The sequence below is a fragment of the Paenibacillus sp. 01L418 genome (genome assembly GCF_056400045.1).
Window position 1 is genome coordinate 1 of the sequence record NZ_JBFTSN010000066.1, and the last position, 23936, is coordinate 23936.

Annotated in this window: 23 protein-coding genes, 1 other RNA gene and 1 pseudogene; 16 read left to right on the top strand and 9 right to left on the bottom strand. The window is 44.7% G+C overall.

Annotation, left to right across the window (positions count from 1 at the left end):
• From AC1DSE_RS11545 to AC1DSE_RS11560, 4 genes and pseudogenes are all read left to right on the top strand, one after another.
• Positions 1 to 427: pseudogene (locus AC1DSE_RS11545) on the top strand (DEAD/DEAH box helicase); the annotation flags it as partial.
• Positions 428 to 608: 181 nt separating this feature from the next.
• Positions 609 to 1385 carry a YesL family protein gene (locus AC1DSE_RS11550; protein ID WP_076266827.1) on the top strand — a complete coding sequence of 259 codons (777 nt, stop codon included), beginning with the start codon at positions 609 to 611 and terminating at the stop codon, positions 1383 to 1385.
• Between the two features lie 48 nt (positions 1386 to 1433).
• A non-coding RNA gene (ssrS, locus tag AC1DSE_RS11555) (6S RNA) lies at positions 1434 to 1616 on the top strand.
• A gap of 113 nt (positions 1617 to 1729) precedes the next feature.
• Positions 1730 to 2119 (top strand): DUF1499 domain-containing protein, encoded by a 390-nt coding sequence (locus AC1DSE_RS11560; RefSeq protein WP_083681704.1) that lies wholly within the window; start codon positions 1730 to 1732, stop codon positions 2117 to 2119.
• A 77-nt stretch (positions 2120 to 2196) separates the two neighbouring features.
• Here the strand turns inward: AC1DSE_RS11560 and tpx are convergent, their stop codons facing one another.
• Complete coding sequence (gene tpx / locus AC1DSE_RS11565; RefSeq protein ID WP_076266829.1) at positions 2197 to 2715, bottom strand: thiol peroxidase; 519 nt, start codon at positions 2713 to 2715, stop codon at positions 2197 to 2199.
• Between the two features lie 103 nt (positions 2716 to 2818).
• Here tpx and AC1DSE_RS11570 point away from each other — a divergent pair, with 103 nt between their 5' ends.
• Together AC1DSE_RS11570 and gltC are read left to right on the top strand one after the other, a co-directional pair.
• On the top strand, positions 2819 to 3466 hold the full coding sequence (locus tag AC1DSE_RS11570) for a rhomboid family intramembrane serine protease (protein ID WP_477512223.1): 648 nt from the start codon (positions 2819 to 2821) through the stop codon (positions 3464 to 3466).
• Between the two features lie 34 nt (positions 3467 to 3500).
• Positions 3501 to 4397: a glutamate biosynthesis transcriptional regulator GltC gene (gene gltC, locus AC1DSE_RS11575; protein WP_076266831.1), complete on the top strand. Its 897-nt coding sequence runs from the start codon at positions 3501 to 3503 to the stop codon at positions 4395 to 4397.
• 94 nt (positions 4398 to 4491) lie between these two features.
• Here gltC and AC1DSE_RS11580 read toward each other — a convergent pair whose 3' ends face one another.
• Both AC1DSE_RS11580 and AC1DSE_RS11585 read right to left on the bottom strand, forming a co-directional pair.
• A complete protein-coding gene (locus AC1DSE_RS11580) occupies positions 4492 to 5172 on the bottom strand; it encodes a zinc metallopeptidase (protein ID WP_076266832.1) in 681 nt (226 codons plus the stop codon).
• A 35-nt stretch (positions 5173 to 5207) separates the two neighbouring features.
• Entirely contained in the window at positions 5208 to 5633 is a 426-nt protein-coding gene (locus AC1DSE_RS11585) for a MerR family transcriptional regulator (protein WP_372238962.1), read from the bottom strand.
• Positions 5634 to 6240: 607 nt separating this feature from the next.
• On the opposite strand from AC1DSE_RS11585, the gene AC1DSE_RS11590 reads away from it, so the two are divergent.
• From AC1DSE_RS11590 to AC1DSE_RS11600, 3 genes are read left to right on the top strand one after another with little or no spacing between them, the layout of a single operon-like run.
• Positions 6241 to 7605, top strand: coding sequence for an ammonium transporter (locus tag AC1DSE_RS11590; RefSeq protein WP_477512225.1), 1365 nt, complete (start codon positions 6241 to 6243; stop codon positions 7603 to 7605).
• A 42-nt stretch (positions 7606 to 7647) separates the two neighbouring features.
• Complete coding sequence (locus tag AC1DSE_RS11595) at positions 7648 to 8715, top strand: DUF294 nucleotidyltransferase-like domain-containing protein (RefSeq protein ID WP_441881029.1); 1068 nt, start codon at positions 7648 to 7650, stop codon at positions 8713 to 8715.
• A 12-nt stretch (positions 8716 to 8727) separates the two neighbouring features.
• On the top strand, positions 8728 to 9462 hold the full coding sequence (locus AC1DSE_RS11600; RefSeq protein ID WP_477512226.1) for an exonuclease domain-containing protein: 735 nt from the start codon (positions 8728 to 8730) through the stop codon (positions 9460 to 9462).
• On the opposite strand, the gene AC1DSE_RS11605 is transcribed toward AC1DSE_RS11600, so the two are convergent.
• Positions 9448 to 9903 (bottom strand): M67 family metallopeptidase, encoded by a 456-nt coding sequence (locus tag AC1DSE_RS11605; RefSeq protein ID WP_441881030.1) that lies wholly within the window; start codon positions 9901 to 9903, stop codon positions 9448 to 9450. The genes AC1DSE_RS11600 and AC1DSE_RS11605 overlap by 15 nt on opposite strands.
• Before the next feature lie 253 nt (positions 9904 to 10156).
• On the opposite strand from AC1DSE_RS11605, the gene AC1DSE_RS11610 reads away from it, so the two are divergent.
• Entirely contained in the window at positions 10157 to 10696 is a 540-nt protein-coding gene (locus tag AC1DSE_RS11610; protein ID WP_441881031.1) for a TlpA family protein disulfide reductase, read from the top strand.
• 64 nt (positions 10697 to 10760) lie between these two features.
• Here the strand turns inward: AC1DSE_RS11610 and cimA are convergent, their stop codons facing one another.
• Positions 10761 to 12377 carry a citramalate synthase gene (gene cimA, locus AC1DSE_RS11615; protein ID WP_076266839.1) on the bottom strand — a complete coding sequence of 539 codons (1617 nt, stop codon included), beginning with the start codon at positions 12375 to 12377 and terminating at the stop codon, positions 10761 to 10763.
• A 202-nt stretch (positions 12378 to 12579) separates the two neighbouring features.
• On the opposite strand from cimA, the gene AC1DSE_RS11620 reads away from it, so the two are divergent.
• From AC1DSE_RS11620 to AC1DSE_RS11630, 3 genes are all read left to right on the top strand, one after another.
• A complete protein-coding gene (locus tag AC1DSE_RS11620; RefSeq protein ID WP_441881032.1) occupies positions 12580 to 13866 on the top strand; it encodes a DNA polymerase IV in 1287 nt (428 codons plus the stop codon).
• A 56-nt stretch (positions 13867 to 13922) separates the two neighbouring features.
• Complete coding sequence (locus AC1DSE_RS11625) at positions 13923 to 14159, top strand: ferredoxin (protein WP_053376893.1); 237 nt, start codon at positions 13923 to 13925, stop codon at positions 14157 to 14159.
• Between the two features lie 159 nt (positions 14160 to 14318).
• The gene (locus AC1DSE_RS11630; RefSeq protein WP_477512227.1) at positions 14319 to 15713 is read left to right on the top strand and encodes a L,D-transpeptidase; all 1395 of its coding nucleotides are present in this window, start codon (positions 14319 to 14321) and stop codon (positions 15711 to 15713) included.
• A gap of 5 nt (positions 15714 to 15718) precedes the next feature.
• Here the strand turns inward: AC1DSE_RS11630 and AC1DSE_RS11635 are convergent, their stop codons facing one another.
• Complete coding sequence (locus AC1DSE_RS11635) at positions 15719 to 15859, bottom strand: hypothetical protein (protein ID WP_179089760.1); 141 nt, start codon at positions 15857 to 15859, stop codon at positions 15719 to 15721.
• Positions 15860 to 16033: 174 nt separating this feature from the next.
• Here AC1DSE_RS11635 and AC1DSE_RS11640 point away from each other — a divergent pair, with 174 nt between their 5' ends.
• The 3 genes from AC1DSE_RS11640 to AC1DSE_RS11650 all read left to right on the top strand — a co-directional run bounded on the left by AC1DSE_RS11640 (position 16034) and on the right by AC1DSE_RS11650 (position 21801).
• Positions 16034 to 17131, top strand: coding sequence for a quinone-dependent dihydroorotate dehydrogenase (locus tag AC1DSE_RS11640; RefSeq protein ID WP_477512228.1), 1098 nt, complete (start codon positions 16034 to 16036; stop codon positions 17129 to 17131).
• Between the two features lie 17 nt (positions 17132 to 17148).
• Positions 17149 to 17952, top strand: a complete 804-nt coding sequence (gene yjbM, locus AC1DSE_RS11645; protein ID WP_076266843.1) for a GTP diphosphokinase — start codon at positions 17149 to 17151, stop codon at positions 17950 to 17952.
• A gap of 282 nt (positions 17953 to 18234) precedes the next feature.
• Positions 18235 to 21801, top strand: coding sequence for a LamG-like jellyroll fold domain-containing protein (locus AC1DSE_RS11650; protein ID WP_477527696.1), 3567 nt, complete (start codon positions 18235 to 18237; stop codon positions 21799 to 21801).
• Between the two features lie 121 nt (positions 21802 to 21922).
• Here the strand turns inward: AC1DSE_RS11650 and AC1DSE_RS11655 are convergent, their stop codons facing one another.
• The 3 genes from AC1DSE_RS11655 to AC1DSE_RS11665 all read right to left on the bottom strand — a co-directional run.
• Positions 21923 to 22459 carry a PCYCGC motif-containing (lipo)protein gene (locus tag AC1DSE_RS11655; RefSeq protein ID WP_477527697.1) on the bottom strand — a complete coding sequence of 179 codons (537 nt, stop codon included), beginning with the start codon at positions 22457 to 22459 and terminating at the stop codon, positions 21923 to 21925.
• Positions 22456 to 22971 (bottom strand): thioredoxin family protein, encoded by a 516-nt coding sequence (locus tag AC1DSE_RS11660; protein WP_076266845.1) that lies wholly within the window; start codon positions 22969 to 22971, stop codon positions 22456 to 22458. Before AC1DSE_RS11660 ends, AC1DSE_RS11655 begins: the two co-directional genes overlap by 4 nt.
• A gap of 175 nt (positions 22972 to 23146) precedes the next feature.
• Positions 23147 to 23936, bottom strand: a 790-nt coding sequence (locus AC1DSE_RS11665; RefSeq protein ID WP_477527698.1) for a DUF4179 domain-containing protein, incomplete at its 5' end; no start/stop codon positions are given.

Genomic DNA, 23936 nt, shown 5'->3' on the forward strand with positions numbered 1-23936 from the left:
GTACAAAGCGATTTCGATTCAATTGCTTGAGCAATATGATTCCGTTCACTTGCTCTCAGCAGCAATTAAATTGCTGACTGGCGAGAAGAAAAACGTAGAAATCGAATTGACACCGGAAGATCCGCTTCGCGCGAAAAAACGCAAGCCGGACATTCGTTCAAACGGTCGTCCATTCAACCGCAGCGGTTCGTCCTCTTCATACGGCGGCAATCGCAGCAGCAGCACTGGCGGCAGCGGTGGCGGCGGATATCGCGGTCGCGATGACAGACGCAGCAGCGGCAGCAGTACTGGCGGCAGCTCACGCGGTGGCTATGAGTCCCGTGGCGGCAGCAGCAGTGGCGGCGGCTACGCTGGTAAAAGAAGCAGCGAAGGACGTCCAGAAAACCGTCGTCCAAAAAGCTCTTCCGACGGTTATGTAAATAACTAATAATCGTTTCCCTTGTGTAACCAAAAAAATCGAGGAAGTCCGTGATCCCTAACGGGCATCTGGACGACCTCGATTTTTTTATTATTATTCTATTGGTTGTCTTATTACAAAACAGATATACGAATTCCGCTACACTTTGTAGTCTAGTGGGAGTAATCTTACTTTTCTGGAGGCAGATCCGATGGAACCAAAGGGGCTAATGGGTGGGTTTTACCGAATTTCGGAATGGATCATGAGATTGGCAGTTATTAATGTTTTGTGGTTGATCTGTTCGATTCCATTCGCTTTTTTTGCATGGGGATTGGTTTTGTCACAGGATGTCAATCAAATCTATTCCGCTCTTATTGCGATGGCAGTCGTCGCGCCGTTCTCCTTATTTCCAGCAACAGCAGCTATGTTTGCGGTTGCGCGCAAATGGGTAATGGGAGAGAGTGACGTTGCGCTGTTCAAAACGTTCTTCCGCGGCTACAAGGAAAATTATAAGCAAAGTATGCTAGGCGGTATTATTTATACAATACTGCTTGCGATTATGGTTGTTGACTTTATCGTATATCGTGAACAATTGAATTTGCTTTCATACATTTTCATTGCATTTTTGCTGCTGTTAATCGTATCGCTATTTAATTTTTTCTCTATGCTTGTCCACTATCATATGAAAACGTTTCAATTACTGAAAAACGCTGTTCTCATTACGATCGGCAAACCTTTCCGTTCGCTTTCTACAGCGATTATGAGCGGCGCGGTTATGTATTTCAGTACTAGATTCACTTTTCTTATTCCTTTCTTTATGGGCAGCATCATCGCTTACCTGGCGTTCTGGAACTTCAACTTGATTTACCAGAAGCTTCAAGACCAAGCGGAGAAAGCGCGTTTGGCAGAGGAAGAAGAAGCAGAGAAGGCAGCTGAGCTAGACCGTATCGATTTAGTTAAGGAAGATTCGAGCGGCTCCAGTAAATAACAGCCCATCAAAGTTTACTTTTTCTTTTGTTCAGTCTATAATAAGCAATACCTCCTGCGATGCTCGTTACGGCTTTACGCTGTTTTGAACCAATGGCTGTTTCACGGGAGACCAACATCGAGACGCAGCTGACATGCCCCCGAAAGGGGATCTCAAAAGCGGTTCTGCGGTCACCCACCTGCGTAAGCGGGTTCAGAAACATGTGAGTCGGACGGCATAGGCGGGTTCTCATTTTCAAATAAAGAGCATTTGCTGGTTAAATCCAGTGATAGCTCTTTTTTCATGGGACAAATCATGGTATCATATAGAGTAATGTACATAGATGCCGGAGGGGGAGATCGTTGTTGTTGAAGCGGACCTTGATCGGGCTGCTGCGCAGTCATGAACAGACGGGCGACAGGGCTAAGGATCCAATGCTCAAATCTCATTTCTACAAGCTGTCGAAAGATAAGGCTTGGGAAGAAGTGATATCGACTCTTAAGAAAATGCAAGGATATAAGGTGCTTCATGAGGTGCAATCCGTAGGGGAGATTGTGCTGGAGAAGCGCACAGCATTTGGAAGAACGATGGACATTACCGTTTCCGTTATTAGCGTAAATCCGCTCCAATCAGCTGTCGATATTTATTCAGCATCCCGCGGCTCATTAGGGGATCTTGGTTCTAATTACAGAGTCATTATGGATTTATATCGTACGCTTGATAAGAAGCTAGCTGCATTTAAAGTAAATAATTAATTCATAAACAAAGCGAGGAAGGGTAGCCTTCACTCGCTTTGTTTGCAATAGTGCTGAAAAACTTCTTTGTTTTGAATTTACACGAGTGCTTTTACAGCGTTGATTGCTTGCTCGTAATTCGGGTGCTCTGTCATTTCAGGCAAATATTCAACATATTGGATCGTATCATTAGCATCGATAACGAAGATCGAACGTTGATCCAAACCAAGTTCTTTAATATATACGCCATATGATTCACCAAAGCTATGCGCTTTGTAGTCAGACAGCAGCACAACTTTGTCGATACCTGCAGCACCGCACCAGCGTGCTTGTGCGAACGGTAGGTCAACGCTGACCGTTAGGACAACAACATTGTCGCCTAGTTCGCCAGCAGCTTCGTTAAAGCGACGAGTTTGTGCATCGCAAACGCCAGTGTCGATTGAAGGCACAACGCTGATTAGTTTGATCTTACCGGAGTAGTCCTTGAGGGAAACATTTTCAACAAGTGATTTGTTAAGATTGAAATCTGGGGCTTTGTCCCCTGCTTTAAGTTCTGGTCCTACTAATGTGATCGGGTTGCCTTTGAATGTGGCAGCTCCATTACGTTCTTGTGTCATTTGTAAATTTCCTCCTCTAATAAGATATGGTCAATACCAGATTTATTATAATCGTTATGAAACAACCTTGTCCAATTGTTGGATTGAGAAAGGGGATGTACTCGTGATCTTCTTGCGATATGAGAGCTTTCGCTCTTACTTAAAGATGTATCCCGTAACATCAATATTAATTTTATTGAATATTATTTATTTTATTGTCGTATTATGGAATGGCGATCCTAATGATCAATTGCATGCATACAATTATGGTGCGTTTTATACTGACCCTGTGAATGATCCATTTGGATTAGAACAGCCATGGCGTTATATAACAAGCATGTTCATGCATGCGGGATTTGAGCATTTGCTCTACAATATGTTTGCTTTGCTCGTGTTTGCACCGCCGCTAGAGTATCTGCTTAAACAAACGAGATATATTATATTTTATTTGCTTTGTGGGATTGCGGGAAATGCGATGAGCGCTTTCGTAAATGTGCTGCAAGACGATCTTTATGGTCATGTGGGTGTAGGAGCCTCTGGGGCTATTTACGGCGTGTATGGCGCCTTTCTGTTCATATCGTTGTTCCGCAAGGCTCAGCTTGACGAGAGCTCTCGTAAAACGGTGTACACGATATTAATATTTGGGGTTATTTATTCGATTGTAGTTGCCAAAGTGGATTTATGGGCACATGTTGGCGGCGCTCTTGCAGGCTTCTTGCTCTACCATTTCTTTGACCGAATAAAGACTCAAAAGAAACAGCGATACTCATAAAAACTATGTAAGTACGGGAGAGAATTGAACCGGTATGGAACTTCGTCAGCTTCATTATTTTGTAAAAGTAGCGAAAAAAGAGCATGTAACGCAAGCGGCGGAAGAGCTGCATGTGGCGCAATCTGCAGTAAGCCGGCAGATTCATCAGCTTGAAGAAGAGCTTGGCGTAAAACTGTTCGTTCAAAAAGGTAGAAATTTGCAGCTCACACCAGTCGGTCAGCTTTTTCTAAAGCGGGCTGAAGTGATATTGGCTGATCTGGAACGTGCTGTCATTGAAATACATGAATTTCTTGACCCCGAGAAGGGTGAAATTAGACTGGGCTTCCCGCATAGCCTTGGGATCTCATTAATTCCACAGGTTGTGGCAGCTTTCCGCAAGCTCCATCCGAATGTGAAATTTAAATTTAAGCAGGGGATGTATCCATCGCTTATTCGTGACATGGTGAAAGGCGAGATTGACTTGGCGTTTATATCTCCTTTCCCTGATGAACATGAATTCGTTTGCGGCGAAGTATTGCTGACAGAGGAGCTATATGCGATATTGCCGCCGGGGCATCGTTTATCAGACAAAGCATCGATTGAACTGAAAGAGCTGGAGCATGAGACGTTCGTATTGTTCAGCGAAGGGTATTCGCTTAGGCCGATCGTTTGGGGAGCTTGCCAAGAGGCAGGTTTTACGCCGAAAATCGGTTTTGAAGGGGAAGAGACGGATACGATTCGTGGTTTGGTAGCCGCTGGGATGGGCGTAAGCCTTCTTCCAGAGATGGCGCTTCACTATACAGGGCCATTGCAGCCGACTAAAGTAAGGGTGATCGAACCTCAGGTGACTCGTACGATCGGACTTATTCAGCGTTCAAATGAGAAATTGCCTTTAGTTGCGAAAGTGTTTCACGGTTTTCTGCTTCGTTATTTCCAGAACACGATAAAATAGATAAAAGAACAAACAAAAGAGGAGCAGTTCCTGTCGGTCGATGAAGACCGAAGGGGAACTGCTCCTCTTTTGTTTAGCTATAAGGCACGGAAGCTTATTCTTGACGGCTGCCGCCTACGAAGATTAAGATATATCTGACAAGCTCCAGCAAGGACAAGAGAGCCGCTGCTACATACGTTAAAGCCGCTGCGTTAAGCACCTTTGCGACCCCGCGTTCCTCATCATTCGTTATGAACCCTTCAGCAACCATAATGTCTCTTGCTCGGTTGCTCGCATTAAATTCAACCGGAAGTGTAATGACCTGAAAGGCAACTGCTACTGAGAAAAATATGATGCCAAGCCCAATTAGGTTAAGTGCTGAGAATAGAATACCGGCAATAAATAAAAATGGTGCTACGCCGGATGCAAAATTCACRACTGGGAATATACGATGTCTGAGCACGAGCATTGGGTAATGCTCCGCATGCTGTATGGCATGGCCGACTTCGTGACAAGCGACTGAAATCGCTGAAATTGAATTTTCATAATACACAGGCTCCGACAAACGTACAACTCGGTGAATCGGATCATAATGATCGGTTAGTGTACCGCGTACTGGCTCGATCGGAACATCATGAAGTCCGTTAGAATCAAGCATTCTTCGTGCTGCCTGGTAACCGGTCAAACCACTGTTGGCTTGAACTTGCGTCCATTTTTTAAACGTTCCTTTGACTCGGAATTGAGCCCAAATTGTTAGTATAAATGCAAGTACGATTAAAACATAGATAAACGCCATTGAGTCATTCCTCCAATTTTTGATGAAATGTATAGCTACATGAGGGAGCTTTTGTTAATGAGAAGCATAAGTGCCTCTATGCAAGCTGCGGTTTGCGGCATAAGACGCGTGTAGAGGTGATTGGCTTGACGAGGCTTGAGCTTCTTAATAACAGGCTCTAACTCCTTCACTTCACGCTCGAGCTGGCTTAGATGGTACTGCAAGTCCGTAAGCTTACGTGAGACCTGCTCCTCAGGTGTAATCTTGCTCCAGCTTTCAATTGTGGCCTTAATCTCATCTAATGTATATTTATCTTTTTTCATCTGTTCAATACGTTCCAGACGCTGCAAAGTTTCATCAGAATAGAGGCGATAGTTTTTGGCGGAACGCTCTGCAGGCTCTATTAGACCGATTGAAGTGTAATAATCAATGGTTCGTGCACTGATTTGCGCAAGCTTGGATAGTTCTCCGATACGATACATTTTCAAATCCTCCATTCGTTCAAAATATAAGTAAACTAGATTCCGCTTGCGTACTAAGCTTATGTTTCATCTCATTCTGAGATGATGTGTCGACAAAGAACAGGTTTGTTGTTTTAGCTCGTCATGTCTAAAAGAACATCATTACCTATTGAGGTGAATTTCACAATCACCATCTTATGGGAAAACGTATAACTATTGTTCCTCTAATGATAATAGGAAAGTAACCATACAGTCAAACGTGTTACATGACTATACAATTTTAGTGTCAATTTTCAATTTCGACAGGGCGTTTTCATGTGTTTCTTCTATATAACGTAATTTAGGTGACATGAAACGGGTGTGAGTCATAGTGATTTGCGTTTTTAACTAGAAAAAGTAGGAACCAATACCTATATAGAGTGAAAATGCGAAGAATAAGGAGTTTCAGCTGACGATTTTGGCGTTGATTTGCCTCATTTCTTAACGTTCGTGTTAGATTATATGCCGAACGTTTGATTTTTTTTATAAAAATAGTTAAAACGTATTGTCAAATTGAGCACTACTGACTATAATGACATTAAGTCTTTCTTAACGTGTAAGGAAATATAACATTTAGGGAGTGGTCGTAATGATTAAGAAAACGATGTTAGCTTTAGGAATCTTCACCTTCTTGTTCCCGGTAATGGCGTTTGCAGAGGATCCTTCCGCAGCAACGTTGAACATGGGTCTCAACTCTCTATGGGTTATGCTCTCATTCATTCTTGTTCTTCTCATGCAAGGCGGTTTTATTCTTCTTGAAACAGGCTCAACACGGATGAAAAATGCTGGTCACGTTGCTGGCAAAACGATTTTCACAACGGGTTTGGCAGCACTTATTTATTGGGCTTTCGGCTACGGCATCGCATTTGGCGGCGATAGCGGAATTAACGCATTGATCGGCTGGGGCAATTTCTTCTTCGATCCATCCCTAGCAGCTGGTGAAGGCGAGAGCTATCCAAGTACTGTATTCTTCTTGTTCCAATTAGCATTTGCAGCGGTTTCGCTTTCCATAGCATGGGGCGGTTTTGCAGAAAGAGCTAAACTTTCAGCTTATATCGTATTTACTGTATTCTTCATTGCCATAATCTACCCTGTAGTAGCTCACTGGATCTGGGGCGGCGGTTGGCTCGCTGAAGATGGAGCACAAGATTTTGCGGGCTCCACAGTTGTTCACTTAACGGGTGCGCTTGCAGCATTTGCAGCGACTGTACTACTTAAACCTCGTATTGGTAAATTTAACAAAGACGGCTCTGCGAATGAGATTTTGGGACATAACCAAGTATTCACAGCACTTTCTGTATTGCTTCTATGGGTGGGCTGGTTTGGGTTCAACGCAGGCAGCACGGTAGCGATTGGCGATGGATTTTTTGGATATGTAGCATTCAACACGATGCTTGGAGCAGGCGCAGGCGGCGTTGCAGCACTTCTTATTTCTTGGGCAGTAACAGGCAAAGCTGACATTACGGCTATGCTGAATGGTACGCTAGCAGGTCTAGTTGCAATTACAGCTTCTTGTGCTTACGTCGCTCCTTGGGCGGCAGTTGTAATCGGTTTAGTGGCTGGCGTGCTCGTGTTCTACAGTGTGAAATTTTTCGAGAAAGTTAAAGTTGATGATCCTATCTATGCTCTATCTGTACACGGCGCGGCTGGTGTGTGGGGTACGCTTGCCAACGGGATCTTTGCAACACAAGAACTCGCTGATAAAGTGGGCGTAGGCACAGGCGGCTTGGTCGACACAGGCAGCTGGAAGCAACTTTGGGTTCAATTCGAATCGGTAGTAGTCGTTGGCGCATTCGTACTCGCTGCATCATTCCTTATTCTAGGTATTATGAAGCTTGTGATGGGCTTCCGCGTAACAGAGGAGCAAGAAATTATCGGTCTTGACCTGAGTGAGCATGGAGCTTATGGTTATCCTGAGCAAATGAAAAAAGCTGGTCAAAACATTCAAGGCTAATAGAAGATACGCGATGGACTGACCGAAAGGAGAGAGCGTCGCATGAGTGATCCGGTGCGATTGCAGCTGCTTAAGCAGATTGGTTCAGCTGATCATGTGGATAGGCTGCGAAACTTGCGGGATCAGGTTCACGAGCATATGGAGGCTCTTCTCCCAACGCGTCCAGTCGAACAATTTAATGAACAATTAAATGAGGTGCACGATGCGGTGATTCAGCGCTCGATTATCCTCGCAGAAGCGGAAATGGCACGGAGGGGGAATGGTTCTCCCCCCGTGCCTTACGCATATGTATTGTTCGGCAGCGGCGGTCGGCAAGAGCAAACTTTGTCAAGCGATCAAGACAGCGGAGTTGTCTATCAGGATCCAGTGGCTGATTCAACAGAAGTTAAGAACTATTTTTTGAATTTAAGTGCGCTCATTGTAAAAAATCTCCAAAATGTAGGTTACCCGCCTTGTGAGGGCAATGTGCTTAGCAGCAACTCCGACTGGTGTTTGTCCATTTCGGAGTGGGGCGTTAAACTGGGTGCTTGGTTTGAAGAGCCTGCTTGGGAGGCAGTGCGCTATTTGCTTATTATTGCTGATGGCCGCTGTATTTACGGTGATTATAAGCTCGTTGAACAGCTTAAAGAATTGTTTTTTATTGATATGCTTAACCACCAGATCATCCTGCAGCGGATGCTGGATAATACGCTTCGGCATAAGGTGCTGTTAGGCTTTTTTGGCCAATTGCTAAAGGAGCAGTATGGCGAGGAAGCGGGAAGCTTGGATATTAAATATGGCGCCTATATTCCTATGGTTAATTCGATTCGGCTATTATCCATACAAGAAGGCATCCGTGAAACCTCTACGCTTGAAAGAATTAGAATGCTTGTAAAGGCAGGGAAGATGTCATCAGCTGACGGGGCTATTTATGATCAAGCTTTTCGGATTTTTCTCCGGCTCCGTCTAATGACGACTGAGAAAAACGCAGATGGCTTATATGCCAACAATGGAAAGCTGTCGAGCCATAAGCTTACGAAGGAAATGACGGATGAGCTTAAGAGCGGACTGCGTCTTGGCAAGAGGCTGCAACGAACGGTTTTTAAGCAAACAATGGGCAGGTTTACGTAAGGCGGTGGAGAAATGAAGGAACAAAAAGGCGTCGGTCGCATGTGGAACCTATACAAAATGGGAGGATTTACGCCTGCCATCGCTTCTATGCTAGGCTCGCAAAATGCGCAGCAAATGGCGTTTATTCGGAATGTCAACAAAGAGCAGCGCAAGCAGTCAATGTTCGATATGCCTCTTCGAGAGCTGGAGGTCATTGTTTTTGATCTAGAGACAACGGGCTTTTATCCGAATAACGGAGATGAAATTATTTCATTTGGCGCTGTATTGTTTCGAGATGGCGAACTTGTTGAAAGTGAAACCTTCTATAGTCTCGTGAATCCTAAACGAAGAATTCCGAAAGTGATAGTCGAACTAACCGGCATTACGAATGAAATGGTACAGGATGCTCCTGATTTGATGCAGGTGCTTCATGATTTTATGGAGTTTGTCGGCAGAAGGCTGCTTATCGCTCATGCTTCCGGCCACGATAAGCAATTTCTGAACGCGGCATTGTGGAGGACGTCAAAGATTAATTTGAACCACAGAGTGCTGGACATGATGATGGTGGCCAAATGGCTCGAGCCCAATCTGGAAGGATACAGTCTCGATGATTTGCTTGAGAGCTGCTGTATTCCAATTACAGAGCGGCATCATGCTTTGCAGGATTCAATCATGACAGCAAAGCTGTGGCGGAACTATTTGACGCGTATTTTGGAACGAAATATTACGACACTCGGCGATCTGTATGCCTACTTAAGCAAGCACTAGCTGCAGTGGAATAAATGAACCTTCCGAGCGGCGATAGGGCTTAACGTCAGGCGATTTCATGTTCTCCAGTGAAACAATCCAATAGGAAAGCTCCGAAGCGGGCAGGAAACCGTCAGTATCGCTAGAAGACGGAATAGCCTTAGTACGCGGATGCGAATGAAATAAGCCGACAAGCGTTTGTCGGTTTTTTTGCATGTCATAATAAGCAGCGGTCCACTCGGTCGGGTCAAACGAGAACGAATGCATGGGATCGTTATGATTATTAGTTATGGGGATAACGATATCTATAATGGCTTCATTTTGATCAGTGGCAATGGAATGTAAGGATTGGCTGCTTGCCATAATGCCGCATGCCTCTAAAGGTTGAGCATCCGCACATATTTGAATAAGCCGCTCGTATGCCGATTTGGTTATGCATCCACGCGTTTGCTGTGATTCCAACACAATGCCTCCTTTTTTATAATGCGAATGAATTAAGTATAACGAAATAGGCTTAAGTCCGCTAACTTCAATAAGGCTGGGTATGAATAATACTTAACTTACCCATAATAGTCGTCAGAGAATAGATAAGAACCATTTCTTTAAAAATGACGTTTTGATGGCTAATTTGTCCTGTGTATTGAGCTTCTATACGGTGCATGATACCATGAAGCGATATAGGCATTTGAAAATGTGAAAAAAAGGATGGAACCTCATGAAGCGTGTCGCAGCACTATTTACGATTGCGTTGCTGTTTGCAGGATTAGCTGTATTTCAATATAAAAATGATGACTCGGATTCAGCAGCGCTAGCAGCCACTTCAGTCGATTTTAAGCCGAAAGCAGGATTTCAAGCGACAACCTTTAAACTCCCTGATCTTGATGAGAAGTCCTATGAAATAGGGGGCAAACAGGATAAACTGACCTTCGTTAATTTCTGGGCATCTTGGTGTGGCCCTTGTGAGCTGGAAGCGCCGGATCTGCAGCGGTTGCATGAGCAATACGGGGAAAAAATTTCACTCGTTGGCGTTAATGCTACGAAATTTGATAAAGAACGGGCAGCTAGAGACTTTGTCAAAGAATACGAGTTCACGTTTCCAATCTTAATGGATCGGGTGGGCGATGTGACGAAGCAGTATAAGGTAGATACGTTTCCAACAACGTTCCTTATTGACAGTGAGGGTGTCATTAGAGAGCGGATCAATGGCGTCATTCCTTATGCGGAGTGGGAACGCATGATTGAGAAATGGATGTAGTCGGCAGCAACAACAAAAAAGAGTCGAGCAGGCGTGAACAGCCTGTTCGACTCTTTTTGTTGTTTTAATGATTGACGAGGCCCATGCGATCGTGAGGATCAACGAGCGTGCTGTCAACCTTTACCATGTTAAGCAGGGCATAACGAATGCTGTCTACGAGAGCTTCCCAGCTTGCTTCGATGACGTTGTTTGATACGCCAACTGTGCTCCACGTATTGTTTAGTCCTGTCGACTCGATAAGAACACGCACCTTAGCTGCTGTAGCGTCCTTCTCGTCGATTACACGGACTTTATAATCGGATAGATGGATATCAACGATTTCCGGATAAAACTGCACCAGCGCCTTGCGCAGGGCGTTATCGAGGGCGTTGACAGGTCCGTTGCCTTCAGCAGCCATATAAACTTGTTGGCCGCCAACGTTGATTTTTACAATCGCTTCTGAAATCATTTGGCCGTTTGTTTTTTCTACGAGCATTTTGAAGGATTCAACCTTGAACAATTCTTTTACTTCGCTGCCGAATGCTTCACGAAGCAGCAGCTCCATAGAAGCGTCGGCGCCTTCAAATTGATAGCCTTGATGCTCGAGCTCTTTAATTTGATCCATAATGAGCTTTGTTTTCTCATTATTTGCGTTGACATCAAGTCCAAGCTCTTTCGCCTTGGATATGATATTGCTTTGTCCTGCGAGCTCAGAGACTAGAATACGCTGCTTGTTGCCAACAAGCTCTGGTTGAATATGCTCATAGGTTTTGGAATCCTTCATAATGGCGGAGACATGAATGCCGCCTTTGTGAGCAAATGCGGCATTGCCGACATAAGCTTGACCAACAGGCATGTGGACATTCGCAATTTCACTGATATATCGAGCAGTACTCGTCAATGTGCGAAGCTTATCCTCTGGCAAAACGTCATAATTCATTTTGATTTGTAAGTTAGGGATGATGGAGCATAGGTTCGCGTTCCCGCAGCGCTCGCCGTAGCCGTTAATCGTGCCTTGTACTTGACGTGCTCCGGCTTCGATTGCTGCTAAAGAGTTTGCGACAGCCAGCTCACAGTCATTATGTGTATGAATGCCGATAGGAGCCGTTAGCTCCTGCTTCACGCGTGAAACGATTTCATGGATTTCACTAGGCAATGTGCCGCCGTTCGTATCGCATAGGACGAGCCAGTTGGCGCCAGCCTCCTGTGCTTTCTTCAAAACAGCAATGGCATACTCCGGATTGTTCTTGTAGCCATCGAAAAAATGCTCGGCATCGAACAAGGCTTCCATTTGATTCTGCTTTAGAAAAGCAATGGAATCAAAAATCATCGACATGTTTTCTTCTAAAGTCGTTTGCAGGGCGGTATGTACATGGAAATCCCATGACTTGCCTACAAGCGTAGCGGCCGGAACACCGGACTCCACGATGCGAACAAGGCTGGCATCCTGCTCTGCCAAACTGTTTTTGCGACGAGTGCTGCCGAAGGCAGTAATTTTGGCGCTTAAATTGAAAGCTTTGATCCGCTGAAAAAACTCAATATCCTTACTGTTGCTTCCAGGATTTCCGCCTTCAATATAATGAACGCCCAACGTGTCGAGCTTCTGGGCAATTTTTAATTTGTCATCTGCCGACAGGCTGATCCCTTCACCTTGAGTACCGTCACGCAGCGTCGTATCGAATATAGATATGTTTTTTGTCATTAACGGGACGCCTCCTTCACTGAATGCCTTTTCAAATCATAATTTAGTATTATAACACTTGTCGCCTTGAAAGTAGAGGGGGCAAAAGGAATTTTTGTCAGCTCACGCGTGCTTCGTTGACTTGACCCTATTGGAATTGTATGCTTGGGTGGATAAGCTTATGTAGGCTTATGGCTTAGGTTAGGCGGTGTGTTGCGCGATTATGACGAATACGAATGAGTTCTATCCGGCTAAGGGCCGAGTTATCATTCATTTAGATATGAATGCTTTTTATTGTTCCGTACATGAGGCTGAGGAGCCGGAGAAATATAAGGACAAACCAACTGCGGTGTCCGGCAGCGTTGAGCAGCGAAAGGGCATCCTCGTCACTTGTTCTTATGCAGCACGGAGCAGAGGGATAAAGACGGGAATGACAGTCAGACAGGCACTAACACTTTGTCCTGAGCTTATATTAATCAAACCGGACTTTTCATTATACCGCAAATATTCACATGGCTTTATGGCAATCGCTAGACAATATACGCCGCTCGTTGAGTCTGTTTCGATTGACGAATGTTATATGGACATTACCGGTTCGAAAATGTTCGGCTCGCCGCTTGATATTGCGGCTTCGCTGCAGCAGCGGATCAAGTCTGAGTGGTCTCTTCCTTGTTCAATTGGTTTAGCTCCAAATAAGCTGCTTGCAAAGATGGCATCCGACATGAAAAAACCAAACGGGCTGACTGTGCTGCGGATTCGTGATGTGCAAAAGGTGCTTTGGGATAAGCCGTGCGATCATTTGTTTGGCATCGGCAAAAAAACGGCTGATAAGCTTAGCAAGCTGAATATTCGGACGATTGGCCAGTTGGCGGCATCGGAAGAAACGATGCTGAATAAGCATTTTGGCGTAGTTGGCTCTTGGATGAAATCAGCTGCCCATGGACTAGATTATTCTGAAGTTAACCCAAATCGGGAACGGAACAAATCGATCGGTCATACGACCACGCTTCCAAGCGATATTACATCGCGGGACGACGTTTTCCGGGTGCTGCTTAATTTGGCGGATCAGACAGGTCGCAGGCTGCGAAGGCAGAAGATGGTCGCAACCACGGTTCAAATCACAATTCGCAAGCCGGATATGACGACGATTGCCCGCTCCCACACCCTTGCAGCACCTACGGAATCGAGTGAAGATTTCTATAGGGAGGCTTGCAAGCTATATGACCGGCATTGGAAGGAAGGTGAACCGATTCGGCTGCTTGGCATAACGCTCCAGAACCTCACTTTGCTTGCGGAAACTGCCTTGCAGCTTGATTTGTTCAGCTACGAGAAACAGCCGAGAAAAGAAGCGTTGACTAAAGCGATGGATCAGCTCCGCGACAAGTATGGAGAAGATGCTGTTTTGACGGCAGGAATGCTTGGTGATGATCCTTCAACCTTAATTAGGAATAAACGAATTCGCGGTACATCCTTGCAAAAGGACGATAGTTTGTTATATATTGATGAATGAAGCTTGACTGTACAGAGACGAGATTATTCCGTTTATTTATTTGGGAGGGGATTTCCATGGGTAAGTTTACTTGGGTTGAAAAAGATACGTGCATCGCTTGTGGAGCTTGCGGAGCGACTGCTCCTGACATTTATGATTATGATGACGAAGGTCTTGCAGAAGTTATTTATAAAGCTGACGGTAATACAGGCAACACTGAAATTCCTGAAGATTTGTTCGATGATTTGCAGGATGCAGCTGACGGCTGTCCGACAGATTCAATCAAAATTGCAGACGTTCCTTTTAATTACTAATTTTTGAGTGATGATAAAAAAGTTCCTCCTCGCTGGCCTATGCAGCGGTGAGGAGCTTTTTTTGTATATGCAGCAAAAACAGAAATGGACTCGGGATTACAATCAAACTCCCTGCCTGCCGATATAGAGGATATATACCACATGTCGGGAGGATGGGGGATGGACTCTCCGGAAGATATTTTTTATTTGAAGCAATTTGTAAAGCAGCACCCTGATAACCAAATGGGTTGGTATTTGTTAGGCAAGCAATACAAGCTCGCTGGCAAGGAGGGCAAAGCGAATTATTGCTTCCTGCAAGCTGGTGAAGTATACGATGCCTTCGAGCATGAAAGTCATCCGTTATCGGAAAATCAATTGCAGCTGCTTAAAGATTGGGATTTGCAGCAAAAGAAAAAAAGACGAGCTCGTAAATTAGGAGCATTAGCTCTATTGTTCCTGCTCGTTGCATTGTTTGCTCCAGCTAGCACTTCCGTATTCAAGGAAAGGCCAGAGCAGCCTGAACCGATAGCTGTAGTTGAAGTGAATCCAATTGGCGTTGTGTTTATACCGCGTAAAGAACGAAATCCAGTCGGCAGCGCATGGAACAGCCTCATCGCAGCCGGCAAACAAGCACCTCTTCATACCATTGCAGCTCGCCTTGAGGAAGATGAGGGCTGGCGGAAATGGACAGAGAACACTAGACTGCTCATGTCTATAGAAAAGGAAAACGGAAGCAGTAAGCTGGATGTAACGATGTATGACCGCCTTACCTGCGAGTGTGAGCCTTCTGAGGCGAGCTCGGCAGCAGCACAATATAAGGAATGGAGCGTGCAGCAAGAGACGCACTGGACGCTTGCAAGCGGCATCTATCAATATGAGAAAAAATATAAAAAGTGGCCGGAGAAGCTGGATGATCTCATTCAATCTTATCCGAACAATGTTCTTTCCGGGGAACGCAGCGGTATGCGCTCTATGTTTCCGGCTGTATTGCGAAAGCTGAAAGCCGCGCAGGCACAAAAAAACCGTTCAATCCAAGAGCAAGAACAAGCAGCAGGAAATCAGCAGCAAGAGGAAAGCGAAAAAAGAACGAGTCCGATAGTAGGCACAAATGGAATTTTGGATAAACAGTGGAGCCAGCCGCTAGAGGTCGTGGTAGATAAAGCGAGTTATCGACTTGCTGTTATTCAAGGGGATATCATTGTGCGCAGCTATAAGGTGGGCCTCGGAGGCGATGCAACACCTGAGGGAAGCTTCTACATAAGTGAAAAGGTTAGAAATCCGAATGGGCGTGACGATGGAAACTTCGGAAGCCGAGGAATGACATTATCGAATACGCTGTACGCGATTCATGGAACGGATGAACCCGGCAGTATTGGCAAAGACGAATCACTTGGCTGTATCCGCATGGGCAAAGCTGATGTGGAGGAGTTGTTTGATATGGTGCCGCTAGGAACGGTTGTCAAAATAAAAAATGGGACGCTTCCGTCTAAGGTGCAGCAGCCAGCAGAACGCTTTCAGCTGGAGCCGCTCCAAAACGAAACCAATCCCTTGAAAATCTATAAATGGTTGACGTAGACCGCTTACGAAGTGAAAATAAGAAGCAGCGCGACAGCTACAACAACTACGCCGACGATTGAACCAATCCATACAAGCGCTTTTTTGTTTACTTCATCCTTCGGTTTCGCTTTTATTGTAGCCGGTCTTCTTTTTGGTGAACTCATCGTCAATCAACCTCTCTATTTCATAGTAATAAATAATATGATCTCATTGTAATCGTTTTCTAGACAAGCCGCAATACAATGGAAGCTTGCACCTTGCGTGCAGGCTCTTTTCTTTTTGCTGCAAAAAAGATAAACTGTCAGATAGAGCATACATCTAAGATCGGAGTGAGTAAGTTGATTTATTCTTCAATTTTAAAACCTATTTTTTTTCGAATGGATCCTGAGAGGGCCCATCATCTTGTGATTGACGGCTTAGCAGCCGGCGGTGTAGTTCCAGGACTGAATGGTCTGATGAATGCGATGTATGGCGTAGCAAAGTCGCCTGAGCTTGCTACAGAACTATTCGGACTGCAATTCCCGCACCCTGTTGGACTTGCTGCTGGACTTGATAAGAACGGCAAAGCCGCGGACGGTTTCTCAAGCATAGGTTTTGGTTTTGCTGAGGTAGGTACGGTAACGCCAAAAGGACAAGCCGGCAATGAGCAGCCGCGATTGTTCCGCCTTCCATCAGACGAAGCGCTTATTAATCGGATGGGCTTTAACAATGATGGCACAGCGGCAATGGCAGAGAAGCTGTCACGCCGCAAAATAAATAGAATCCCGATAGCGGTTAACATTGGCAAAAACAAGATAACGCCAAATGAACTTGCTCATGAGGACTATCAGACCTGCATACGCGAATTGTATACATACGGCGACTTTTTTGTCGTCAATATCAGCTCTCCGAACACCCCGGATTTGCGTGATTTGCAGCATGGTGAAGAACTGAGAAATTTGCTTGCCGCTGTAAAAAAGGAAATAAACACGCAAGCGGCGAAAACAGGAGCAAAAGCAAAACCTGTTCTCGTCAAAATTGCGCCTGACATGACAGATGAACAGATGGAGCTTACCGTTGCGACTATTATGGAAAGCGGAGTTTCAGGTATAATTGCAACAAACACAACATTATCGCGCCAAGGCCTTCAGCATTCGAATGCTGGCGAAGCGGGCGGGCTCAGCGGCAAGCCGCTGCGAGATCGTTCAACGGAGGTTATTCGGGCGGTATATCGCCAAACAGGAGGCAAGCTGCCCATTATTGGCTCGGGCGGCATTTTTACAGCACAAGACGCATACGATAAAATCCGCGCGGGAGCTTCACTTGTAGAAATCTACACGGCGCTTATTTATAAAGGGCCTGGAGTGCTGCGAGAGCTAACGAGTGGACTGAAGGAATGTTTACGCAAAGATGGCTACCGCAATATTGCCGAAGCAGTTGGTGCAGATCACGTTTAAGAACAGGAGGCGGCCGGATGGACGGTAGAGACTGGAATCTTTTTTTACAGCCTTATGAACAAGCGGTTGAAGAACTTAAAGTGAAATTTAAAACGATGCGGGTCGAACTGAAGATACGAGAAGCTTACGCGCCGATAGAATTCGTCACCGGCCGGGTTAAGCGAATTTCTAGTATTCTGGAAAAGGCCAAGCGTCTCAAAGTCCCCTCGGATCAATTGGATACGGGTATAGAGGACATTGCAGGTATTCGCATTATGTGCCAGTTTGTGGATGATATTCACCGCGTAGCTGGCTTGATTCGCACGCGTAAAGATCTTTCCCTTGTATATGAGAAGGATTATATTACGAATTTCAAAGACAGCGGCTACCGAAGCTACCATATGATTGTAGAATATCCGGTTCAAACAGCACTAGGATACAAAATCGTGTTGGCTGAAATTCAAATACGGACGTTAGCGATGAATTTTTGGGCGACAATCGAGCATTCATTAAACTACAAGTTTAAAGAAAGCTTGCCTGAGGATGTGCGTGAGCGGTTGAAGAAAGCGGCTGAAGCCGCATCGCAGCTGGATACAGAAATGACCAGCATACGCAAAGAGATTTTGGATGCGCAGACCGAATTCGAGGAGCAGTCCAACGTGGTCTCGAAGGTGCTTAAAGGCATTCAAGATTTGTATTTTTATAATCGGGTTCGAGAAGCTGCTCAATTTCAAATGAAATTTAACGAGAAATTTGAAAAAGAGGACTATCATGAGCTTAATCAGCTTTCGCTTGATATTCAAACAGCCATTGGGAAAGCTAAGAAAGCAAACCAAAGCTAGCATAAAAGCAGGCGCAAAACCAATGTGAATTGGATTTAGGATAGTTAGGCAAAATGAACATTGAAGACGACTTTCACTCCATTATAGAGTGAGAAGTCGTCTTTTTTTATTGTCCAAGGGAGGTGGAGCCCATTCCATCATTTACAATAAACAAACGTTAAAATGACTTCTGTTTAACAATACAACCAATTAAAACATATATAATGCACATGAAACAAGAAATTAAAAGGAGTGATTGATTTGTTTTTTAAGTGGAGGAGAAGTTTAGCGGTTTTCATAGTTATGGCTGTTTTATGTTCCAATGCACAAGGGTTCGTTCGATCAGCAAGCGCTGCCGATGGTGCGGTACAAGCACCTGAAGCATCTGTCGCTGGAGGACGTTACGAGGCTGCGATAGCGTTTGTATTAAGCTCTAAAACAAGTGATGCTAGTATTTATTATACACTTGATGGAACGCTGCCTAACGAGAAAAGCAAAAAAGCTGACAATAATCCAATCACGATTGCCAAAACCATAAACCTTAGCGCGATTGCGATAAAGGATGGCGTAACGAGCAAAGCGGTAACGTTTGGTTACCTGATTAAAACAAGTGAAAAGCCGCTGCTGCAATTTGTAGCGATGTCAGACGTTCATGTAGGTTCGCGCACGACAGGTGATCCAAGATATGAAAGCTATTTCGATACTATCGCATCAATCTTCCCAAATCCTGATGCCATCCTAGTTGTAGGTGATATGATCAACGATAACGGGGGAGACAAACCGAACGATCATCAAATGGTAAGGGAAATTTTCCAAGCGAATCTAGCTAGAAAAAATATGACCAATACAAAGATGCATGTTGCAATGGGAAATCATGACGCGACAGTTGCAAAAGTGAATGAGCATTATCCAGCGGATTGGTTCACATCACAAGCCAACGGCTATTATGAAACTCAAATCGGCGGTTATTATTTTTTCTTCTTGAACGGAAACAACTACAACTCGGATACAGGCCAGCGCAATTGGCTTAAGGGCAGATTGGCAGAAATTACGGCTGATCCATTAAACAAAAATAAACCGATCTTTGTAGGCATTCATCAGCCGATCACAGGAACGGTAATGGATGGACAGCAGGCGTCCAATCCGAACCTAAACAGTGATCTGGCGGGTTACCCGCAGGTTATTACGTTGTCGGGGCACTCCCATCTGACCAACAGCGATGAACGCTCTATTTTCCAGAAGGATTATACGGCTCTGAATCTTGGCTCGATGTCGTACATTGAAGCAGAGCATGGCTACTCTGCTGTAACGAATGCAGGGCTTGTCAGCCGCTTTGAATTTCCGGTATCTCAGGCTGATTTTATTGAAGTGTATGCGGATCGGATTGAAGTGGATAGAATTGCTTTTAATGCAGATCCAGCAGATATTATGGATGATTGGACACCGGTTCCCCCATTCAACAGCGTCGGTACAATTGCTGGCGAGAAATGGGTTATTGAACTGAAAGGCAGCACGATTCAAGAGATCAAAAGCAATTTCAAGTATACGAGTGCAAATCGCAATAAAATAGCACCACAATTTCCTGCTGAGACGGATCTGAAAGTGACGGATCTGGATGGCACGCCTAAGCTGAGCTTCAATCAAGCGAAGGATGACCAAAACATGCATCATTACGAGCTGACGCTAACGAACAAAAGGACGGGTACGACCGCAAAATCGGTTAATGTGTTCTCCGACTATTTCTTTACGCCGATCCCGAATGCGATGACGATTCCCCTGGACGGACTTGATCCACAAACGACCTATACTGCGGTCATTTATGCCGTTGACAGCTACGGGAACAAGTCTAGCGCGATCCAGCATACATTCCGTACGGGAGGCACGCTGCCTGAGCTTACGCCGATTGATCCTGAAACGATGTGGAAGGACCTTGTCGTTGATATGAAGTTTGACGACAACTTAAACGATGATGCGAGCGGCGTGACGGGTTCGGCTGTATCACGCGGAAGCGTTGCGTACGTGCAGGGCAAATCGAATAAAGCAGCTTACATTCCGGCAGGCAATGCGAATTATATTGATCTGGGCAGCCGCAGCGATCTGAAGTTTGGCAGTGGCAGCTTTACGGTATCGTTCTGGCATACAGGCAATTTATCTGGTGATCAGACGGTCATTTCGAATAAAAACTGGAACAGCGGCAAAAACGTCGGTTGGTATATCGGACCTGCTGTAGCCAATGCAATGACGTTAAACATTGCAGACGGCACGAACCGAATGGATACTTCGGCGGGTAGTGTAGGAAGTGAATGGCATTTGCTCACGGTCACCGTCGACCGAGCAAATCAAGTTGGCAAAGTGTATGTCGATGGGGTGGAGAAGGCCTCTAAAGAAATGACTGCACTTGGCACGAGCAGTATAGACACAGCATTTAATACGATTATTGGCGCGGATGGCAACAAAGGGAACGGCGGTGCCAATGTTACGATGGACGATTTGAAAATTTGGAAACGGACGCTCACTGCAACGGAGATCAAGGCTTTATCTGATTCCTACAAAATCATTCCTGCTTATACGTATGAGCAGCTTAACAAGTTGATGGTTGATGCTTCGGCATTTGATGCTGCCAGTGAAAGTGTTGTAGGCGTCACCTATTCCGCTGCCAAGATGATGGAGCTTCGGTCTGCTTTAAGCAGTGCATCGGCGCTTACTTCTGAAAGCCCAGTTAACGAAATCGATGAAGCTTATGTGAATCTTATGCTCGCTTTGGAAGCGGTAAAGGAATCTGTGACTTATCAGTTCCTATCGAAATCGGCATTTGCAATCGAATCATTCAGCTCTTATGCGGATAATGAAGATGCATTTGCATCAAATATTCTCGATGGTGATTTGGCGACCATCTGGCACTCCAAATGGGAGGCACCTGCGGCAGATTTCCCTCATTGGGTTATTATTGATTCAAAGAATAGCCATAGCTTGAGCGGCATTCAAAGAACAAGCAGAATGAATCAAACTGCGCTGGAATTTCCGAAAGACTTTGAGGTATACGCATCTGATCGCTTGTCAGATCTAAGTGACGCGGCGTTCCTTGCGAATGAAGCCAATAAAGCGACAGGCACCTTTGGCAAATCGTGGACAGGCAGTACGTATAAAGACTTTACACCGCTTAACAAAACGATTTCCGGCAGATATATCAAATTTGTTGTAAAGAGCACTTATAATGCAGCAGGCACCTTTACGAGCATGAGTGAAATTGATTTTACAGGTACCGTGAAGGACAAGCAGACGGAAAAAGCCAGCTTAAAAGGTGAAACAAAAGTAACAGTGGGTGGTTCCATTGCGCTTACTTACGGTCTAGAAAACGTAGTGGGTCCCGTTATGGCAGAGGACATTACGATTGAATATGATCCTTCCAAGTTAACCTTTGTTTCAGCAGTATCCATGGATGAAACTAAATTTTTGATCCCAGAAACGAAGGATAAGGATGGACAAGTAAGATTGATCGCAGTCCATTTGAATGAGGCACAGACGAATGCGAATGGGGATTGGATGAAGCTCACATTCCAAGCTAAGGCAGGAGCTTTGGCTGGCCCAACTCAAATTACAGTGAAAAAAGCAGTATTATCCGACAGTGTGGAAGAAGTAACGATAGCTGGCGACTCGCATGCACTTGAGGTTATTAATATCCCTGGCGATTATAACAATGATGAGAAGGTAAGCATCGTTGACTTAGCAATCCTCGTAAAATCATATGGTGCGAAGGAAGGCGACAGCAACTGGAATGCAGTTAAATCTGGGGATTTGAACAACGACAAGGTCATTGATATTCTCGATCTCGTATTAATGGCCAAATTAATCGTTGATTGGAGCAAATAAGAAAGAATAAGTAAATAAAACCTTAGTTGCATTACATGTTTGAAAAAAAGAAGCTGTCCAGCAAGGTCGGAGTAGACCTAGTTGGACAGCTTCTTCAACTTATACAGCAGATGAGCGTYAACTAATCTGTTGATTTTTTTGGTTTGTACAGTTTATCGATGGCTGCACGTATTTCTTCCTTGGTCTTGYCTTGCTTGCTTAAGGCGATTACTTCTTCCATCTCTTTCTTACAAATGCCGCAGCTGGTACTGTGATTGGTCCATGTGACAGCGCCCTCGTCCGCAGGATGTTCGGCAACGTAGCAGCGCAGAAGCGAGTCATGCGGGGTTTCAACTGCTAACCCATCTGAGCAACCGCAATAACAAGTGATACCGCTCATAATGTCGGCGTGAGCATGGACTCCTTTATATAGCTCGCTCGTATGCGGCGTATAGTCCGCTAAAAAACCAGGCAGCTCATCATAGGATGCTGTTGTTTGCCATGTTTCGGAACCGTGTTGATGCTCAGCGCCTGCCTTGTCGTCGTTCGCTAAGCCGCATGCGGTGAGCAAAGTAATAAAAGCGAATGCGAGCAGCAAAGTATACATGATGCTGCGAATGCGTGAATTTTTTTGCTCCTCCGTAATCTGCTCAGCCGTTTGGCGCTGACGCTTCATCATTTGGTTTCAGCCCCCGAATATTTATTGAAAAACGCTCTAAAATCATCTAGTTTATAGCCGGTAGTTCCTTCTTCAGCAAGTCCGCCCTCTAGCTTGTCAATTTGAACGCCATCTTTGAAATAAGCAAGTGTAGGCGTAAACTCGACATTATATTTGTTGAAATAGCTAGGGAATTCTCTTAAGTTGAATTGCGGAAGGTCAATTCCAAGCTCATCAACAAGCGGCATAAGCTGTGGCGTCGTTCTTTGGCAATGAGGACAATCAGAAGCGAATAGGTAAACGAAGAAATCTTCCTTATCGGCCACTTTCTTGTCTAATTCAGCAGGCAAAATGATATTCTGATAGTTAGGATCATTAAGCAGCTTGCGTGTTTCTGGGTTCAGCTCGGAGAGGGGCTTGTCGTATACGGCGTTTACCTTGCCACTGTTGTTTAAAACGGTAATAAGACCGAATAAAATAACAACGATACCGATATAGACGTAAATCATTTTCAATTTCTTTTTCTTCTTCATGTAAGCAACTACCTCCGAAACAGGTTTAAGTGGACAAGCTATGAAAGAACAGCATGTCCTTACTTAAATATATTATATAACAAATCCGTATTGGTATGTAAGAGCTTGAACATCAATGTCATACAACATTCGGATTTAGAGAATCAAAGGAAATATACGGATAAAATGTTGGATATTACTGGTTGTCTGATCTGGCGTTAATTGCTTGGGGATATTGCATGCCTTCTCGTTGTTCAATGTATAACGAATGATCAGAGATGCCATAGGTTTTAACTATTTCCTGCATTTTTCCCATAGCTGCTTCTTCACTGCTATAATATCCAGCTTCGACGAAGTAGCCCCCTTGTTGATCTTTGAGCGTTCGTACTCCTTCAAGGCCTGCTAACATTTCTTCGTAGATGCCTTGCGTTTCTCCGAATGCGGAAGAAGCGGTACGAAGCGAATAAACGGTGGGAGGATTGGTTTTTGCAGAGTCCCGCTTTATCGTAAGAACAACTTGTGCCGGTTCTTTATATTCCTTGACCTCGTAACTTACATTGCTCTTAAATGTTATGTTAAAGCGAACCAGCGAGTCGTCGAGCGAAATTAATGGATAAGCGTCCGCGATTAAACTGCTTTTCTTTAGCTCCGCTAAGTCCTTCTCGGCTGAGAATCGTCTAACACCGCCAATTGAAAAAGTCATCGTATTAGGGTATTGGCTATAGTTTATGCTAAAAGAATTCGTCATTTGCTGATCTTTATTGTTTTGCTGAAAATGAATGACAATATGCTCAAGATCGCCTTTTTTCTCGAGTGAAATGACATTAATAGCAGTGGAGTCCGTAATTGTACCGCCACCTGCGCTTCCTTTGTTAAACTGCAAAGTACGCACGAGTTGGCCAAGTCCAGGTATTTTTTCTAAGCTGCTAGCGAAAGCGGGCATCGTATTAATGCTGATTGTAAAAAGAATAAAAAGGGCTGCTGCA